Source organism: Hymenobacter edaphi, assembly GCF_003258365.1.
Taxonomy (GTDB): domain Bacteria; phylum Bacteroidota; class Bacteroidia; order Cytophagales; family Hymenobacteraceae; genus Solirubrum; species Solirubrum edaphi.
Window position 1 is genome coordinate 153,373 of sequence record NZ_QHKM01000003.1, and the last position, 16,944, is coordinate 170,316.

The following is a 16,944-nucleotide window of genomic DNA, read 5'->3' on the forward strand; positions in this document are numbered from 1 at the left end:
TTACATTTAGCCGAGGCAATACTCACCTGCCTGAACCACCCACCTCTATGAGCGACACTCCCGAACGGGTTCCCAAACTGAGCAAGGAGGAGAAAGACCGTCGTTTCCAAGCCGAGCTGCTGCCCGTGCTGGATTCCCTCTACAACTTTGCCTTCCGCCTGACCCTCGACGAAGACGACGCCAACGACCTCGTCCAGGAGACGTACCTGAAGGCGTACCGCTTCTTCGAATACTTCGAGCCCGGAACCAACGCCAAAGCCTGGCTGTTTCGCATCCTGAAAAATTCGTTCATCAACGATTTTCGGAAAAAGAGCAAGCAGCCCGCCAAGGTCGACTACAGCGAAATTGAGGGCTATTACAACACCGAGGACGTGGACGCCGACGCCGACACGGGCGCCAGCTCGCCCGACCTGCGGCAGCAAGCCACCCGCGACCTGATCGGCGACGAAGTAGCCAGCGCGCTGAACTCGTTGCCGGTCGATTTTCGCACCGTCATTATCCTTTGCGACCTGGAAGGTTTCACCTACGAGGAAATGGCCAAGGTGCTCGATATTCCCATCGGAACGGTTCGTTCCCGCCTGCACCGCGCCCGTAATTTCTTGAAAGACAAACTGGAGCGCTACGCAAAAAAAATGGGTTACGGCAACGATTCTGAGGAAGACGATGTTGCCCCAGCGTACGATGAAGACGAAGACTAAGTACATTTAACCCTCCTCCACCGACCTACTTCCTCCGCTATGGCCCCGAAGTCTACACCCAACCAACAAGGTCCGGCCGCACACATTGCCGCCGGCGCCGACTGTGAGCGTGTGAACACCATCCTCGACCAAATTATCGTAGGCCAAGAGCCTACCATCGAGGACGAAGAGTACTTCGTCCATCATGCGGAAGACTGCTCGCCCTGCTTCGATAGCCTTGATAAGCAGCGGGTTTTCATCGATTTCGTGAACCAGTACGTAGGGCGCAAAGGCGTACCCGCTGGTCTTTCTGCCAACATTATGGCGCGCGTACAGGCCGAAAAGGTCTAATTTTGCCCTATGCAGGGCAAAATCATCGCGTTTTCGGCGCCTTCAGGGGCCGGCAAAACCACCATCGTCCACCGGCTCATGGAGCGTATTCCGGAGCTGAGCTTTTCTATCTCGGCCTGCACGCGTGACCGACGCGGCCGGGCCGAGCAGAACGGCAAGGACTACTATTTCATCACCGTTCAGGAGTTCCAGGAGAAAATCCGCCACGACGAGTTCGTGGAGTGGGAAGAAGTCTACGAAGGCTCCTACTACGGCACGCTGAAATCGGAAATCGAGCGGATCTGGGAAGGCGGCAAGCACGCCATCCTCGATATCGACGTGAAGGGTGGCCTCAGCATCAAGGACTTCTACAAAGAGCGTGCCCTTTGCATTTTCGTGAAGCCGCCGTCTCTGGAAGTGCTGGAGCAGCGCCTGAAGTCCCGCGCCACCGACTCGGCATCGAGCATTTCGGCCCGCCTTTACAAGGCCAACTTCGAACTGACCTTTGAGGACCGCTTCGACGCCGTCATCGTCAACGACGACCTCGATCTGGCGACCTTCCAGGCCGAAAAGCTGGTGCGCGACTTTATCACCGCCGAGCCGGCCATCGTCTGATGAGCAGCCCGCGCCGCGTGGGCCTGCTCTTCGGCTCGTTCAATCCCATCCACGTCGGCCACCTGATTCTGGCCAACCACCTGGCTACCCGCACCGATCTGGAGGCGGTGTGGCTGGTGGTGTCGCCGCAGAGCCCGTTCAAGGTAGGGGAGGAGCTGCTACCCGAGCAGGCGCGCCTGCAGCTGGTGCAGCTGGCCATTGTCGGTAACGAGCGGTTGCGCGTCCTTGATATTGAATTCCGCCTGCCCAAGCCCAGCTACACCATCGACACGCTTGATGAGCTGCGGCGGCAGTATCCCGGCACCGAGTTCGTGCTACTCATGGGCGGCGACAATCTGCCGGGCCTGCCTCGCTGGAAGTCGGCCGACCGCCTGCTGACCGAGTTTGAGGTGTACGTGTACCCCCGGCCCGGCTACGCGCTGCCGGAGCCGCTGCCCGCGAAAGTACGCGTGGTGGAAGCCCCGCTGCTGGATATTTCGGCTACGTTCATCCGTACCAGCATCCGCGCCGGGCAGTCCATCCGCTACCTCGTGCCGGAAGCGGTGGAGCGTGAAATAGAAGCCCAAGGTTACTGGCGCGGCAACCAGACCAAGTAAACGCAACGCGGCCCGGCTGAGGAATCAGCCGGGCCGCGTTGTTTGTCAGCTTAAGCCGGAAGCTTAGATGGTCATAATCTCAGCTTCCTTCTTGCTCATCGCGTCGTCAATCTTCACGATGTAGCTGTCGGTGTACTTCTGCACCTTGGTTTCGGCGTCCTTCACGGCGTCTTCCGAAGCGCCTTCCTTCTGCAGCTTGCGCAACGACTCGTTCACGTCCTTGCGGATGCCGCGAATGCGGACTTTGCCGTTTTCGGCTTCGTTTTTCACCTGCTTCACCAGGTCGCGGCGGCGCTCCTCGGTCATCGGGGGCAGGTTCAGGCGAATCGAGTCGGCGTCCGAAATGGGGTTCAGGCCCAGGTCGCTGTTCTTGATGGCCTTGGAAATTTCGCCCAGCATGTTCTTTTCCCAGGGGCGGATAACCAGCGAGCGGGCGTCGGGGGCCGACACGTTGGCCACCTGCGCCACCGGCGTGGGCGTGCCGTAGTAGTCGACGCGCAGGGAGTCCAGCATAGCGGGCGTCGCCTTGCCGGCCCGGATGCGGCTCAGCTCCGTGTTGGTGTGCTGCAGCGCCTTCGCCATCGATTCTTCGGCGTCGCTCAGGTACAGCTGAATTTCTTCGTCCATGTGTAGAGGGGTGAATTAAAAATTGAGAATTAAAAATTAAAAATGAAGGCGGGGCCCGTTTGCAGTGCCGTGGGGCCCATTTTTAATTCTTCATTTTTAATTTTTAATTGAATTAAGCCTGTTGCCCGCTGGAGGCGGGGGAGGAGTGGTGCAGGTCGGGCTGCAAACCGCTGTGCTTGGGGTCGAGGTTGGGTTCGGTGCCGTTCATCGTCACCAGCGTACCCACGGCCTCGCCGCGGAGCAGCTTCTGCAGGTTGCCTTCCTTGTTCATGTCGAACACGATGATGGGCAAATTATTTTCCTTGCAGAGCGTGAAGGCCGTCATGTCCATCACGTTGAGGTTCTTTTCCATCACCTCGTCGAAGGTAATCTGCGGGTAGCGTGTGGCCGTGGGGTCCTTCTCAGGGTCGGCCGTGTAGATACCGTCGACGCGGGTGCCTTTCAGCACCACGTCGGCCTCCACTTCGATGGCGCGCAACGAGGCAGCTGAGTCGGTGGTGAAGTACGGGGAGCCGATGCCGGCGCCGAAGATGACCACGCGGCCTTTTTCGAGGTGGCGCATGGCCCGGCGGCGGATGTACGGCTCGCACACGCGCTGAATGGTGAGGCCCGAGAGCAGGCGCGTGGGCGTACCCAGCTTTTCCAGGGCGCTCTGCAGGGCCATCGAATTGATGACCGTGGCCAGCATGCCCATGTAGTCGCCCTGCACGCGGTCGAGCCCGAAGGCTTCGGCCTGCACGCCGCGGAAGATGTTGCCCCCGCCGATGACCACGGCCACTTGCACGCCCAGCTCGGCCACGGCGCGCACTTCTTCGGCGTACTGCATCAGGCGCTCAGCATCGATGCCGTACTGCTGCTTGCCCATCAGGGCCTCGCCGCTTAGCTTCAGCAGGATTCGGTTGTATTTCAACGGTCTGGAGTTAGGTTGATGACTTTGCTACGTACGCGACGCGGCAGGAGAGCGGCCGAAACAGCTTACGCAAACTGAATCAGCACCTGGCCCTTCTGCACGTTGTCGCGCATGCCCACTTTTACGGCGCCCACCACCCCGTCGCCGGGCGACTTGAGGATGTTCTCCATTTTCATGGCTTCCAGCACCAGCAGCGGGTCGCCCTTCTGCACGGCCTGGCCCGGCTCCACCCGAATGGCCACAATCAGGCCCGGCATGGGTGCTTTCACCTCGTTGATCTTGGTGCTGGCCGCCTGACTCATGCCCAGTTTATCCAGCAGCAGATCGAAGCGGTCCTTGGCCTGCAGCTCAAAACGCTGCCCGTTAAGCTTGAGAAGTACGGTCTTGGCGGCCGCGTCGATTTCCAGCAATTCGGCGGCGTAGGAGCGCCCCTGATACAGCAGGTGGTAGCGGCCTTCGCCCAACTCAATCAGGTCCCACTCAAAGGGTTGCTCGTCGACGGAGATGCCGTGGGTGTTGATGTCGACACTCCACGAGTGTCCGGGGCCAGCGCTGACCTGTAGCATGCGGGTGGGGTAGGATGAGGGGGAGAATGCGGCGGAAAAGGGCTTAAAGATAGAGGGAATCTGAAATTATTTCGGAACTTCAACCCTCAGATTACCCCAACTAGCTCCTCATGAAATATCCGGCACTCGGGGCTTTTACGCTGGCTATTGCATTGCCTTTTACCTTGCTGGGACAGCCTTCGAAGCCGGGTTCGGTTAAGAAGAACACCCCCCACAAGGCCGCGGCCACCGAGCCGACCGACAGCAAGCAGCCGGCTTCCCAGTCCATCATGATTGTGCCGAACTGGCTGCCGCCGGTCAACCCCATTCAGCCGGCCGCCACCCTGCTGCACGACCTGGTCGATACCCGGCTCGACGTACGCTTTGACTGGGCCAAACAATGGCTGCTGGGCACGGCCACCGTCACGGTGCGCCCGCACTTCTACCCGCAGACGCAACTGGTGCTCGACGCGAAGGGCTTCGACGTGAAGAGCGTGAAGCTGGTGACGGGCGGCAAGGAAAAGACCCTGAACTTTCAGCACGACAAGCGCCGTCTGGCTATTACGCTGGATCGGGCATACGCCCGCACCGAGCCGTATCAGGTGCGCATTCAGTACGTGGCCAAGCCCAACGAGCTGCCCACCGGCGGCAGCGCGGCCATTCGCGCGTCCAAGGGTCTGTACTTCATCAATCCGCTGGGCACCGAGAAAAACAAGCCCCGCCAGCTCTGGACCCAGGGCGAGACGGAAGGCAGCTCCTGCTGGTTTCCGACCATTGACCGGCCCAACCAGCGCATGACGCAGGAAATCAGCCTGACGGTGGAAGGGCAGTTCAAGACCCTGTCCAACGGCCTGCTGGTAACGTCGAAGAAAAACAACGACGGCACCCGCACCGATACCTGGAAGCAGAGCCTGGCCCACGCGCCCTACCTGGCCATGATGGCCGTCGGCGACTTTGCCGTCGTCAACGACTCCTGGCACGGCAAGGCCGTCGACTACTACGTGGAGCCGCAGAACGCCGCCGATGCCCGGCCGCTGTTCGGGCGCACCCCGCAGATGCTGGAGTTCTTCAGCAAGAAGCTGGGCATGGAGTTTCCGTGGGAGAAGTACAGCCAGGTCGTGGTGCGCGACTATATCTCGGGGGCTATGGAGAATACCTCGGCTACCGTGCACGGCACCGAGATGACGTTGAAAACCCGCCGCCAGCTCCTCGACGGCAACAGCGACGACGTCATTGCCCACGAGCTGATTCACCAGTGGTTCGGCGACCTGGTGACGGCCGAATCGTGGAGCAACCTGCCGCTCAACGAGGCCTTTGCCAACTACGGCGAATACCTCTGGAACGAATTCAAGTACGGCCGCGACGCCGCCGACCTCTGGAGCCAGAAGCAGGCCGCGCTGTACTTCGAGGAGGCCCAGAGCAAGCGGGAGCCGCTGGTGCGCTACCGCTACGCCGACAAGGAGGACATGTTCGACCGGCATTCCTACCAGAAGGGCGGGCAGGTGCTGCACATGCTCCGCAACTACGTCGGCGACGACGCGTTTTTCACGGCGCTCAACCGCTACCTGACCCAGCACAAGTTCTCGGCCGTCGAGCTGGCCGAGCTACGTATGGTCTTCGAGGAAGTCACCGGCGAAGACCTGATGTGGTTTTTCGACCAGTGGTTTCTGCAGCGCGGCCACCCCACGGTTGCCGTGGCGCATTCCTATGCCGACGGCAAAGTGACGCTGCGCGTGGTGCAGAAGCAGGATACACTCTACCAGCCGGTCTACCGCCTGCCCGTCACCGTTACCACCTGGGTCAACGACAAGCCCACCGACCACCGCCTCGTCGTCACCAAAGCCAGCCAGACCTTCCAGCTGCCCGTCAGCCAGAAACCCGGGCTGGTGCAGTTCGACTCGGATAAAACCCTGCTGGCCGAGTTGACGGAGGAGAAAAGCCAGGACGAGCTGGTGTACCAGTTCTACCACGCCCGCAACTTCCTCTCGAAAACCCAGGCTATTGCCGAGCTGAAGCCCAAAGTGGCGGATCTGGGCGTGAGCAGCATGATGCGCAACGCCCTCAACGACCCGTTCTGGGGCGTGCGGGCTGCTGCCGCCGAAGGGCTGCGCCGCTACCGGGGCCCCGAGGGCGGCGCCGTACGCAAGGACCTGGAGCGCGTAGCCTCGACCGATAAGGACAGCCGCGTCCGGGCCGTAACCATTGCTACCCTCGCCGCTTTCCAGAACGAGGACTTCAGCAAGGTGTTCAGTCAGGCCCTGAATGACAGTTCTTACCTGGTTATGGGAGCCGCCATTACCGCCCTCACCAAATCCCCGACGGTAGCCGCCCAGTCGCGCATCGAAGCCCTGCGCACCGAGAAGAACCCGCTTATCGTGGGGGCGCTGTCTACCTACTTCACGTTGAACGGTACCATCGACCATTACCAGTGGTACCTCACCCAGCTTGACGACGCCGACGCCGCTACGCTGTACCAGCTGCTGCAGGATTTTGGCACCTACATGCTCCGCATCCCGGCCGTAGAGCGCGACAAAGCCCTCAAGAAGATGGAGCAGATGGCCCGCACCAACCCCCATTACGAGGTACGGCTCGGGGCCTACCACGGGCTGCGGACACTCTCTGCCAATATGCCGGCGCTTAAAACAACCCTGGCTGACATTCGCAGCAAGGAAAAAGATGAGCGCCTCATCGGTATCTATAACCTGCTGCAATAGCGCGGTTTAGGCCTTTTTTGGGGAAAAGGGCGAAAAAAAATAGTTCAGGTTTTTGCGCGGGTGCTTGACTTGCATCAGAAAGCCCCTAATTTTGCAATCCAATTCAGCGACCTACTCACCGCAGCAAGGTTCTGAAGAGGACAAAATGAGCTTCGGCATCCGGCCGAAGACCTGAAAACGGGGGGATTCCAGAGCGGCCAAATGGGACGGACTGTAAATCCGTTGTCTTACGACTTCGAAGGTTCGAATCCTTCTCCCCCCACTTCATTTCTTCTTGCTAAATCAGCTCATCACGCGGGAGTAGCTCAGTTGGTAGAGCGGCAGCCTTCCAAGCTGCAGGTCGCGGGTTCGAACCTCGTCTCCCGCTCTCTTTCCGCCGACCGAGTCTGATAAGTCAAGTTTCAAGCCGTTGTAGCTCAGGGGTAGAGCACTTCCTTGGTAAGGAAGAGGTCCGGGGTTCAAATCCCCGCAACGGCTCAAGAGTGAACCTAACGGGGCAGCGCGCCTGCCGCCGTCTGGCCTGCAGCAAGCGACGTGCAGTTTTTTCCTAGGGAGAAGTCTGCGTATCGCTTTCTTGCAGTATACCCGCAGCGCGTAAGCACCCTCTTTTCCCTCAAAATTTCTTCCCAATCTCTTTACAATGGCTAAAGAAACTTTTGACCGGTCCAAGCCGCACGTAAACATCGGCACGATCGGTCACGTGGACCACGGCAAAACGACTCTGACCGCCGCCATCACCACGGTGCTGGCTAACAAAGGTCTGGCCGCCAAGCGTGACTTCTCCTCGATCGACAACGCTCCGGAGGAAAAAGAGCGCGGTATCACTATCAACACCGCTCACGTCGAGTACTCCACCGCCAACCGTCACTACGCTCACGTTGACTGCCCGGGTCACGCTGACTACGTGAAGAACATGGTAACCGGTGCTGCTCAGATGGACGGCGCTATCCTCGTGGTAGCTGCTACCGACGGCCCGATGCCCCAGACCCGTGAGCACATCCTGCTGGCTCGCCAGGTAGGTGTGCCGCAGCTGGTGGTGTTCATGAACAAAGTCGACATGGTCGACGACCCCGAGCTGCTCGAACTCGTTGAGATGGAAATCCGCGAGCTGCTGTCGTTCTACGACTTCGACGGTGACAACATCCCGGTTATCCAAGGTTCGGCCCTCGGTGGTCTGAACGGTGATGCCAAGTGGGTTGGTACCATCGAGGCCCTGATGGATGCTGTTGACTCCTTCATTCCGATTCCTCCCCGTCTGACGGACCAGCCGTTCCTGATGCCGGTAGAAGACGTCTTCTCGATTACCGGCCGTGGCACCGTAGCTACCGGTCGTATCGAGCGTGGCGTAATCAACTCGGGTGAGCCGGTTGAAATCCTCGGTATGGGTGCTGAAAACCTCAAGTCGACCGTAACCGGCGTTGAGATGTTCCGCAAAATCCTGGACCGTGGCGAAGCTGGTGACAACGTAGGTCTGCTGCTCCGTGGTATTGAAAAAGAAGCCATCCGTCGCGGCATGGTTATCTGCAAACCCGGCTCGGTAACCCCCCACAAACGTTTCAAGGCCGAAGTTTACGTTCTGTCGAAGGAAGAAGGTGGCCGTCACACGCCGTTCTTCAACAACTACCGTCCGCAGTTCTACTTCCGCACCACCGACGTTACCGGTATCATCTCGCTGGCTGAAGGCGTGGAGATGGTAATGCCCGGCGACAACGTGACCATCACCGTTGAGCTGATCAACGCAGTGGCCATGGAGAAAGGCCTGCGCTTCGCAATTCGCGAAGGTGGCCGTACGGTAGGTGCCGGTCAGGTAACCGAAATCCTCGACTAATTACGACGAAAGTTGTATTAGGCGCGCAGCCTCTATCGGGAAACCGGTAGAGGCTGCTGTGTTTTCGGCCTTGCCGTGACTAACCTGGGTTGACCCGATGCAACGCCGATAGGCAGGCTTCCTAAAAAGCCAGGAGCATTTATAGTAGGAAGACGAATTTGTGCATCTATAAGGACCAGATGGACCCTGCTATTAGCCAAAACATAGAAGCCGGCACGGTAAATCAAGCGTAATTGTCGGTCTGTCAAGAGAATCTGTTCGCGTTTTTTTTGCAGCCAAATTTGTTTTATCCATAACCTTCGGTACATTTGCACTCCGAATTGAAGCATACCCGCCTCAATAGGAACTTACACGGGCGTAGTTCAAGGGTAGAATAGAGGTCTCCAAAACCTTTGATGGGAGTTCGAATCTCTCCGCCCGTGCAGATTAAACCTAAAGACGGCCGCTGCTGAAGCGGCCGCTTTTGCCTTACCGCCAACCGGTCCTTCAACCATGGATAAGCTGTCGAAATACTTCCGCGATACCGTCGAAGAGATGCGCTACAAAGTGACGTGGCCGTCGTTCGAGGAATTGCAGAAGAGTGCCGGCCTGGTGCTCATCGGTTCGCTGGTGTTTGCCATCGTGGTAGGCCTGATGGATGTGACGTTTGAGTCGCTGCTGAAGGCGTTTTACAACTCGTTCCGCTAACCTTCACCTATAACCAGTAAGGACAATGGGAGAATTGAAGTGGTACGTGGTGCGCTCGGTGAGCGGCCAGGAGAAGAAAGCCAAGCAATACCTCGAGACGGAGATTCACCGCCACGGGCTCGACGAGCTGGTGCCGCAGGTGCTGATTCCGGCCGAGAAGGTGTACGAAATGCGCAATGGCAAGAAGCGGGTGCGCGAGCGTAGCTTCTTCCCGGGGTACATCCTCATCCACGCTGATTTAACGCATGGCGAGGTTGACCACATTATCACCACCACGCCGGGCGTGCTGGGCTTTCTGAGCGACAAAGAGGGTAAAACCTCGAACGCCAAGCCCATTCCGCTGCGCATGAGCGAGGTGAACCGTATCCTCGGCATCGTGGATGAGACGGAAGAGCAGCCGGCAGCGCTGGAAGTGCCTTTCGTAGCCGGTGAGCTGGTGAAGATTATTGACGGTGGCTTTGCGGGCATGTCGGGTACCGTATCCGAGGTATTCGAGGAGCGCAAGAAGCTGAACGTCATCGTGAAGATTTTCGGCCGTAGCACTCCGATGGAGCTGAGCTACACGCAGGTCGAAAAAGAAGTTTAGAACTGTTACAGTTGGGCTACTGGTCGTCCGCTCCGGACTGGTAGCCGCTTCCATAGGAGCATTTTTCACAGCGGCGGTGGGAGCCACCCACAGCCGAAGTAATCAACCAAATGGCCAAGGAAATCAGAGGTTACCTGAAACTTCAGGTAAAGGGAGGCGCGGCAAACCCTGCCCCGCCGATTGGACCTGCGCTTGGTTCGAAAGGCTTGAACATCATGGAGTTCTGCAAGCAGTTCAACGCTCGCACCCAGGATAAAGCCGGCCAAGTGTTACCTGTTCTCATCACCATGTACACTGACAAGTCGTTTGACTTTGTCATTAAGACGCCGCCTGCGCCGATCCTGCTCATGGAAGCAGCGAAGATTCAGAGCGGGTCGAAAGAGCCGAACCGGAACAAGGTTGGCTCGGTGACCTGGGACCAAGTCCGCCAAATTGCCGAAACGAAGATGCCCGACTTGAACGCGTTCAAGATCGAGTCGGCCATGAAACTCGTTGCTGGCACCGCTCGCAGCATGGGCCTCACCATTACGGGCGAAAGCCCCCTCACCAAGTAATCGGCTAAGACCATGGCTAAAGTGAGCAAAAAGCGCAAGGAAGCCCTTGCCAAATTCGATCTGACGGAAGTACGGTCGCTGCAGGACGCCGCCAAAGTGGTAAAGGAAATCACCTTCACCAAATTTGACGCTTCGGTAGACATCGACGTACGCCTGGGTGTTGACCCGCGCAAAGCGGACCAGATGGTTCGCGGCGTGGCAACGCTGCCCCACGGCACGGGTAAAACCGTACGTGTTCTGGCCCTCGTTACGCCGGACAAAGAAGCCGAAGCTACCGCTGCTGGTGCTGATTTCGTGGGTCTGGACGACTACATCTCGAAAATCGAGAAGGGTTGGACCGACGTGGACGTTATCATCACGATGCCGGCTGTAATGGCGAAAGTGGGCCGTCTGGGCCGCGTATTGGGTCCGCGTGGCCTGATGCCAAACCCGAAATCGGGCACCGTAACCACGGACGTAGCCAAAGCTGTGCAGGAAGTGAAGGCTGGTAAAATCGACTTCAAAGTTGACAAGACCGGTATCATTCACACCTCGGTTGGCAAAGTGTCGTTCGACGAGCAGCAGCTGGCCGAAAACGCACTGGAGCTGATCCAGACCCTGCAGCGTCTGAAGCCTTCGTCGGCTAAGGGTACCTACATCAAGAGCATCACGCTCTCGAGCACGATGAGCCCTGGCGTACCGGTTGACACGGCTGCCAATTCCGCCAAGTAATTACACGCCTGATCATGACGAAGGAAGAAAAATACGCCCTCGTAGATGAGCTGGCCGGTAAATTCGGCGAGTACAGCTTCTTCTACATCACGGATGCCTCGGGCATGTCCGTGGCGAAGATCAACGAATTCCGTCGCCTGTGCTTCAACCGCGGGATGGAATACAAGGTCTACAAAAACACGCTGATCCGGAAAGCACTGGACCGTCTGGAGGGTGATACCTCGGCGATGGACGAGGCGCTGAAAGGCCAGTCGGGCATCCTGTTCTCGCAGGAATCCGGCTCGGCTCCGGCCAAGCTGCTGAAAGACTTCTACAAGTCGCAGAACTACGGCCGCGGCGTTGAGCCCAAGCCGGTGTTCAAAGGCGCTTACCTGGACAGCGACGTGTACGTTGGTACCAACCAGCTCGACACGCTCAGCACCATCAAAGGCAAGCAGGAACTCATCGGTGACATCATCGGTCTGCTCCAGTCGCCCGCCAAAAACGTTATCAGCGCTCTGTCGAGCGGTGGCAACAAGCTGGCCGGCATCCTCAAAACCCTTTCGGAAAAAGAAGAGGCCGCAGGCTAACCGCTGCTCTCTTTCTCTCTCAATTCATCGTTTTCAACAACACCCCAAATTTTTTGCAAAATGGCAGATCTGAAAGCATTTGCAGAGCAGCTCGTTAGCCTGACCGTTAAAGAAGTTAACGAACTGGCTGGTATCCTGAAGGACGAGTACGGCATCGAGCCGGCTGCTGCTGCTCCGGTAATGGTAGCTGGTGGCGGCGGCGCTGCTGCTGAGGCTCCCGAAGAGAAGACGTCGTTCGACGTAATCCTGAAAGCCGCTGGCGCTCAGAAACTGGCTGTCGTGAAGCTGGTGAAAGACCTGACGGGCCTGGGCCTGAAAGAAGCCAAAGAACTGGTTGACGGCGCTCCGAAGCCCCTGAAAGAAGGTGTGACCAAGGACGAGGCTGAAGGCCTGAAGAAGCAGCTGGAAGAAGCTGGTGCTGAAGTAGAGGTTAAGTAATTACCTCTCTCCACTACCTGCTTTAACCGGACTGATAAACCTTAAACAGAACACGGTTTAATTCATTTGCCGCACCTGTTTTTCCAGTCCGACAAAGCATGGATTAGACCTGGCAACTAAGTCAGGTCTTTTCCTGTTTGTAGCCTGCAAACTTTGCTAAAAGCCGTTTCTACGCTCTGGGAGCGTTTTTACGGCGAAACAGTAGCGCGAACCCACCACGGCTTAACTGTACCGAAGAACGTTTTTGTAGCCCTCCGGGTTATTCTTCGATGCGTGAGTGGTTGGCTCGCGCTACTGGCATGGTTTGAAGATTCCATCCTCCCAGTGTCATTTTAATTCTTAACACATTGGCTACACCCAAAGCAAAGGCTACGGCCCTGGAGCGGATCAATTTCGCCAAGATTAAGAAGGTAATCGAGTACCCGGACTTCCTGGACGTGCAGCTGCAGTCGTTCCGGGACTTCTTCCAGTTGGAGACGGCGGCCGAAAACCGCTCGAACGAGGGCCTGTTCAAGGTATTTGCCGAGAACTTTCCCATCTCCGACTCGCGCGAGAACTTCGTCCTGGAGTTTATCGACTACCACGTTGATCCGCCGAAGTACTCCGTGGACGAGTGCATCGACCGCGGCCTGACGTACTCGGTTCCGCTGAAAGCCAAGCTGCGCCTGCTCTGCAACGACGAGGACAACGAGGACTTCGAAACCATCGAGCAGGAGGTGTTCCTAGGGAACATCCCGTACATGACGGAGAAGGGCTCGTTCGTCATCAACGGCGCCGAGCGCGTCATCGTGTCGCAGCTGCACCGCTCGCCGGGCGTGTTCTTTGCCCAGAGCAAGCACACCAACGGCACGAAGCTGTACTCGGCCCGTATCATCCCGTTCAAAGGCTCGTGGATTGAATTCGCCACGGACGTGAACAACGTGATGTACGCGTACATCGACCGGAAGAAGAAATTCCCGGTGACGACGCTGCTGCGCGCCATCGGCTACGGCACCGACAAAGACATCCTGGACCTGTTCGGGCTGTCGGAAGAGGTGAAAGCCGACAAGAAAACCCTCAAGAAAGTAGTCGGCCGCAAGCTGGCCGCCCGCGTGCTGCGCACCTGGACGGAAGACTTCGTGGACGAGGATACCGGCGAGGTAGTGTCCATCGACCGCAACGAGGTGCTCCTGGAGCGCGACTCGACGGTGGAGGACCTGGATATTGACACCATCGTGGATTCGGGCGTGAAGTCCATCATCCTGCACCGCGAGAATGTCAACATCGCCGACTTCGCCATCATCTACAACACCCTGCAGAAGGACAACTCCAACTCGGAGAAGGAAGCTGTAGAGCAGATTTACCGCCAGCTCCGCAACACGGAAGCGCCGGACGAAGAAACCGCCCGTGACATTATCCAGAAGCTGTTCTTCTCGGATAAGCGTTACGACCTCGGTGACGTAGGCCGCTACCGGATCAACAAGAAGCTGGGCATCGACACGGGTTGGGACGCCCGCGTACTCACGAACGAGGACATCGTGCTCATCGTGAAGTACCTGATCGGCCTGATCAACTCGAAGGCCATCGTCGACGACATCGACCACTTGTCGAACCGGCGCGTGCGCACCGTAGGCGAGCAGCTGTACGCCCAGTTCGGCGTCGGCCTGGCCCGTATGGCCCGCACGATCAAGGAGCGCATGAACGTGCGCGACAACGAGGACTTCAAGCCTGTTGACCTGATCAACGCCCGCACGCTGTCGTCGGTCATCAACTCGTTCTTCGGTACGAACCAGTTGTCGCAGTTCATGGACCAGACCAACCCGCTGGCCGAGGTGACGCACAAGCGTCGCGTATCGGCGCTCGGGCCGGGCGGTCTGTCGCGCGAGCGGGCTGGTTTCGAAGTACGTGACGTGCACTACACGCACTACGGCCGCCTCTGCACCATCGAAACGCCGGAAGGCCCGAACATCGGCCTGATTTCGTCGCTGTGCGTGCACGCCCGCGTCAACTCGATGGGCTTCATCGAAACGCCCTACCGCACGGTAGAAGGCGGCAAGGTGGACACCACCGAGAACGTGAAGTACCTGACGGCTGAAGAGGAAGACACCCACCACATCGCGCAGGCCAACGCCCGCATCGATGACAAAGGCAACTTCATCAACGAGCTTGTAAAAGGCCGTTTCGAAGGTGACTTCCCGGTGGTTGGTCCCTCGGAGTACAGCTACATGGACGTGGCCCCGAACCAGATTGTATCGGTGGCTGCTTCGATGATTCCATTCCTGGAGCACGACGACGCCAACCGTGCGCTGATGGGCTCGAACATGCAGCGCCAGGCGGTGCCGCTGTTGAAGCCCCAGGCGCCCATCGTGGGCACCGGCCTCGAAGGCCGCGTGGCCATCGACTCACGCGCCCTGGTGGTGGCCGAAGGCGACGGTGTTATCGACTATGTGGATGCCAACAAGATCATCGTTCGGTACGACCTCACCGCCGAAGACATCCTCGTGAGCTTCGACGCCGAGCGCGTGACCTACGAGCTGATCAAGTTCCGCCGCACCAACCAGGATACCTGCCTCAACCTGACTCCGATTGTGAAGAAGGGTGAGCGGGTATTCAAAGGTCAGCCGCTGTGCGAGGGCTACGCTACCGAAGCCGGTGAGCTGGCCCTGGGCCGCAACATGCAGGTGGCGTTCATGCCGTGGCAGGGCTACAACTTCGAGGACGCCATCGTCATTTCGGAGAAGGTAGTCCGCGACGACATCTTCACCTCGATTCACATCGAAGAGTTTGAGCTGGAAGTACGCGAGACCAAGCGCGGCGAAGAAGAGCTGACCTCGGAAATTCCGAACGTGAGCGAAGAAGCCGTCCGCAACCTCGACGAAAACGGCATCATCCGCATCGGTGCTGAGGTTCGCGAAGGCGACATTCTGATCGGTAAAATCACGCCGAAGGGCGAGACGGACCCGACCCCGGAAGAGAAGCTGCTGCGCGCCATCTTCGGCGACAAGGCCGGCGACGTGAAAGATGCCTCCCTCAAGGCGCCGCCCTCCCTGCAGGGTGTCGTCATCGAGACGAAGCTGTTCTCGCGCCCCAAGAAGGACAAAAACCTGCGGGCCAAGTCCAAGCGCGAAGTGGAGGAGCTGAAGGACCGTTACGCCGCCGAGCTGCGCGGGGTGAAGTCCGTGATGGTCGACAAGCTGGTGCAGCTGCTGGAGGGCAAAACCTCGCAAGGCATTAAGCACAAGTTTGGCGACGAGCTGCTGACCAAAGGGGCCAAATTCGGCAAGAAGAACATCACCGATGCCCTCTTCCCCGAGAAGAACCCCTACAAGGACGAGAGCAACTACGCCGTGCCGGAAGAGGTGAACCTGTTCAAGGACCTCATCCTGGAGAACTGGACCGCCGACGAGAAGGTCAACGGGATGGTGGCGGAGCTGGTGAAGAACTATACCAAGCGCCGCAACATCGTAACGGCCCGCTTCAAGCGCGACCGGTTCACGCTGGAAGTAGGCGACGAACTGCCCGCCGGTATCGTGCAGCTGGCTAAAGTGTACATCGCCAAAAAGCGCAAGCTGAAGGTGGGTGACAAGATGGCCGGCCGTCACGGTAACAAAGGGGTGGTGGCCCGCATCGTGCGCGATGAGGACATGCCCTTCCTGCCCGACGGCACCCCGATGGACATCGTGCTCAACCCGCTGGGCGTACCGAGCCGCATGAACATCGGTCAGATCTACGAAACGGTACTGGGCTGGGCCGGCCTCAAGCTGGGCCGCAAGTACTCGACCCCCATCTTCGACGGTGGTACCGAAGAAGAGGTGGCCAAGGAGCTGACCGAAGCCGGCCTGCCGGATTGGGGCCGCGCGTACCTGCACGATGGTCTGTCGGGTGACCGGTTCGACCAGCCCGTGACGGTAGGCGTGATTTACATGCTGAAGCTGGGTCACCTTGTCGACGACAAGATGCACGCCCGTTCGATCGGGCCGTACTCGCTCATCACGCAGCAGCCGCTGGGTGGTAAGGCGCAGTTCGGTGGTCAGCGTTTCGGCGAGATGGAAGTGTGGGCATTGGAGGCCTTTGGCGCGTCGAACATCCTGCAGGAAATCCTGACGGTGAAGTCCGACGACGTGATTGGCCGCGCCAAAGCCTACGAAGCCATCGTGAAGGGCGACGTGCTGCCCAAGCCGAATATCCCGGAGTCGTTCAACGTACTCATTCACGAGCTGCGTGGTCTGGCCCTGGAAATCACGCTGGACTAGTTAAAAGCTGCTAACAGAATGGTTGTCGGTGCCTCGGTGCCGGCAACCATTTTGCGCATCCTGCCCTAAGCTGACTCGTCGGCAAATAGGAGGGAGGCTAAGCAGAATAGACGCATAGTACGAGCGGCTTTGCGACATGCTTTCGGCCGTTGTTCCGAGATAAGGTCAGGACAACACCACAGGGCCCGGAAGTCATCAACAAGCTGGTCGATTGGAGCCGACGAGGCTTCGCCCAGACCCGGAAAACCTACTGCGCGGCGTACCTATCCGACCCGCAGAGCACTTTTCCCGGAGTCGAGCTGTTCTGAGTGTTTGGGCACTGCCC

At 58.5% G+C, this 16,944-nt stretch carries 16 protein-coding genes and 4 tRNA genes; 17 read left to right on the forward strand and 3 right to left on the reverse strand.

Features of this window, described 5'->3' with window-relative positions; translation table 11 throughout:
* Nucleotides 1-47: 47 nt before the first annotated feature.
* From DLM85_RS11010 to nadD, 4 genes are read left to right on the forward strand one after another with little or no spacing between them, the layout of a single operon-like run.
* Nucleotides 48-698 (forward strand): sigma-70 family RNA polymerase sigma factor, encoded by a 651-nt coding sequence (locus DLM85_RS11010; RefSeq protein WP_111478173.1) that lies wholly within the window; start codon nt 48-50, stop codon nt 696-698.
* Between the two features lie 39 nt (nt 699-737).
* Nucleotides 738-1,028 carry a hypothetical protein gene (locus tag DLM85_RS11015; protein ID WP_111478174.1) on the forward strand — a complete coding sequence of 97 codons (291 nt, stop codon included), beginning with the start codon at nt 738-740 and terminating at the stop codon, nt 1,026-1,028.
* Between the two features lie 9 nt (nt 1,029-1,037).
* Complete coding sequence (gmk, locus tag DLM85_RS11020) at nt 1,038-1,622, forward strand: guanylate kinase (RefSeq protein ID WP_111478175.1); 585 nt, start codon at nt 1,038-1,040, stop codon at nt 1,620-1,622.
* Nucleotides 1,622-2,218: a nicotinate (nicotinamide) nucleotide adenylyltransferase gene (nadD, locus tag DLM85_RS11025; protein ID WP_111478176.1), complete on the forward strand. Its 597-nt coding sequence runs from the start codon at nt 1,622-1,624 to the stop codon at nt 2,216-2,218. Before gmk ends, nadD begins: the two co-directional genes overlap by 1 nt.
* A gap of 63 nt (nt 2,219-2,281) precedes the next feature.
* Here nadD and frr read toward each other — a convergent pair whose 3' ends face one another.
* The 3 genes from frr to DLM85_RS11040 form a co-directional block, all read right to left on the reverse strand.
* The gene (gene frr / locus DLM85_RS11030) at nt 2,282-2,845 is read right to left on the reverse strand and encodes a ribosome recycling factor (protein ID WP_111478177.1); all 564 of its coding nucleotides are present in this window, start codon (nt 2,843-2,845) and stop codon (nt 2,282-2,284) included.
* A gap of 112 nt (nt 2,846-2,957) precedes the next feature.
* Entirely contained in the window at nt 2,958-3,755 is a 798-nt protein-coding gene (pyrH, locus tag DLM85_RS11035) for a UMP kinase (RefSeq protein WP_111478178.1), read from the reverse strand.
* 65 nt (nt 3,756-3,820) lie between these two features.
* On the reverse strand, nt 3,821-4,321 hold the full coding sequence (locus DLM85_RS11040; RefSeq protein ID WP_111478179.1) for an acyl-CoA carboxylase biotin carboxyl carrier protein subunit: 501 nt from the start codon (nt 4,319-4,321) through the stop codon (nt 3,821-3,823).
* A gap of 110 nt (nt 4,322-4,431) precedes the next feature.
* Between DLM85_RS11040 and DLM85_RS11045 the strand changes: the two genes are divergently transcribed.
* The 13 genes from DLM85_RS11045 to rpoB all read left to right on the forward strand — a co-directional run bounded on the left by DLM85_RS11045 (nt 4,432) and on the right by rpoB (nt 16,619).
* Nucleotides 4,432-7,014, forward strand: a complete 2,583-nt coding sequence (locus tag DLM85_RS11045) for a M1 family metallopeptidase (RefSeq protein ID WP_243635927.1) — start codon at nt 4,432-4,434, stop codon at nt 7,012-7,014.
* Nucleotides 7,015-7,193: 179 nt separating this feature from the next.
* A tRNA-Tyr gene (locus DLM85_RS11050) sits at nt 7,194-7,276 on the forward strand.
* 32 nt (nt 7,277-7,308) lie between these two features.
* Nucleotides 7,309-7,381 (forward strand) — tRNA-Gly (locus DLM85_RS11055).
* A gap of 38 nt (nt 7,382-7,419) precedes the next feature.
* Nucleotides 7,420-7,491 (forward strand) — tRNA-Thr (locus DLM85_RS11060).
* 163 nt (nt 7,492-7,654) lie between these two features.
* Entirely contained in the window at nt 7,655-8,842 is a 1,188-nt protein-coding gene (tuf, locus tag DLM85_RS11065) for an elongation factor Tu (protein WP_111478180.1), read from the forward strand.
* 351 nt (nt 8,843-9,193) lie between these two features.
* A tRNA-Trp gene (locus DLM85_RS11070) sits at nt 9,194-9,264 on the forward strand.
* Nucleotides 9,265-9,334: 70 nt separating this feature from the next.
* A complete protein-coding gene (secE, locus tag DLM85_RS11075; RefSeq protein ID WP_111478181.1) occupies nt 9,335-9,529 on the forward strand; it encodes a preprotein translocase subunit SecE in 195 nt (64 codons plus the stop codon).
* Nucleotides 9,530-9,554: 25 nt separating this feature from the next.
* Nucleotides 9,555-10,115, forward strand: a complete 561-nt coding sequence (gene nusG, locus DLM85_RS11080) for a transcription termination/antitermination protein NusG (protein WP_111478182.1) — start codon at nt 9,555-9,557, stop codon at nt 10,113-10,115.
* Between the two features lie 110 nt (nt 10,116-10,225).
* Nucleotides 10,226-10,669, forward strand: coding sequence for a 50S ribosomal protein L11 (rplK, locus tag DLM85_RS11085; RefSeq protein WP_078013211.1), 444 nt, complete (start codon nt 10,226-10,228; stop codon nt 10,667-10,669).
* A 12-nt stretch (nt 10,670-10,681) separates the two neighbouring features.
* Nucleotides 10,682-11,380: a 50S ribosomal protein L1 gene (gene rplA, locus DLM85_RS11090; protein WP_111478183.1), complete on the forward strand. Its 699-nt coding sequence runs from the start codon at nt 10,682-10,684 to the stop codon at nt 11,378-11,380.
* A gap of 14 nt (nt 11,381-11,394) precedes the next feature.
* Nucleotides 11,395-11,949: a 50S ribosomal protein L10 gene (gene rplJ / locus DLM85_RS11095; RefSeq protein WP_111478184.1), complete on the forward strand. Its 555-nt coding sequence runs from the start codon at nt 11,395-11,397 to the stop codon at nt 11,947-11,949.
* A gap of 60 nt (nt 11,950-12,009) precedes the next feature.
* A complete protein-coding gene (rplL, locus tag DLM85_RS11100) occupies nt 12,010-12,387 on the forward strand; it encodes a 50S ribosomal protein L7/L12 (RefSeq protein WP_111478185.1) in 378 nt (125 codons plus the stop codon).
* Nucleotides 12,388-12,734: 347 nt separating this feature from the next.
* The gene (rpoB, locus tag DLM85_RS11105; protein ID WP_243635928.1) at nt 12,735-16,619 is read left to right on the forward strand and encodes a DNA-directed RNA polymerase subunit beta; all 3,885 of its coding nucleotides are present in this window, start codon (nt 12,735-12,737) and stop codon (nt 16,617-16,619) included.
* Nucleotides 16,620-16,944 lie beyond the last annotated feature (325 nt).

What these genes read in the sequence shown, in the direction of transcription:
- DLM85_RS11010 (WP_111478173.1), top strand. Translation starts at nt 48, where the DNA reads ATGAGCGACACTCCCGAACGGGTTCCCAAACTGAGCAAGGAGGAGAAA.
- DLM85_RS11015 (WP_111478174.1), top strand. Translation starts at nt 738, where the DNA reads ATGGCCCCGAAGTCTACACCCAACCAACAAGGTCCGGCCGCACACATT.
- gmk (WP_111478175.1), top strand. Translation starts at nt 1,038, where the DNA reads ATGCAGGGCAAAATCATCGCGTTTTCGGCGCCTTCAGGGGCCGGCAAA.
- nadD (WP_111478176.1), top strand. Translation starts at nt 1,622, where the DNA reads ATGAGCAGCCCGCGCCGCGTGGGCCTGCTCTTCGGCTCGTTCAATCCC.
- frr (WP_111478177.1), bottom strand. Translation starts at nt 2,845, where the DNA reads ATGGACGAAGAAATTCAGCTGTACCTGAGCGACGCCGAAGAATCGATG.
- DLM85_RS11040 (WP_111478179.1), bottom strand. Translation starts at nt 4,321, where the DNA reads ATGCTACAGGTCAGCGCTGGCCCCGGACACTCGTGGAGTGTCGACATC.
- DLM85_RS11045 (WP_243635927.1), top strand. Translation starts at nt 4,432, where the DNA reads ATGAAATATCCGGCACTCGGGGCTTTTACGCTGGCTATTGCATTGCCT.
- tuf (WP_111478180.1), top strand. Translation starts at nt 7,655, where the DNA reads ATGGCTAAAGAAACTTTTGACCGGTCCAAGCCGCACGTAAACATCGGC.
- secE (WP_111478181.1), top strand. Translation starts at nt 9,335, where the DNA reads ATGGATAAGCTGTCGAAATACTTCCGCGATACCGTCGAAGAGATGCGC.
- nusG (WP_111478182.1), top strand. Translation starts at nt 9,555, where the DNA reads ATGGGAGAATTGAAGTGGTACGTGGTGCGCTCGGTGAGCGGCCAGGAG.
- rplK (WP_078013211.1), top strand. Translation starts at nt 10,226, where the DNA reads ATGGCCAAGGAAATCAGAGGTTACCTGAAACTTCAGGTAAAGGGAGGC.
- rplA (WP_111478183.1), top strand. Translation starts at nt 10,682, where the DNA reads ATGGCTAAAGTGAGCAAAAAGCGCAAGGAAGCCCTTGCCAAATTCGAT.
- rplJ (WP_111478184.1), top strand. Translation starts at nt 11,395, where the DNA reads ATGACGAAGGAAGAAAAATACGCCCTCGTAGATGAGCTGGCCGGTAAA.
- rplL (WP_111478185.1), top strand. Translation starts at nt 12,010, where the DNA reads ATGGCAGATCTGAAAGCATTTGCAGAGCAGCTCGTTAGCCTGACCGTT.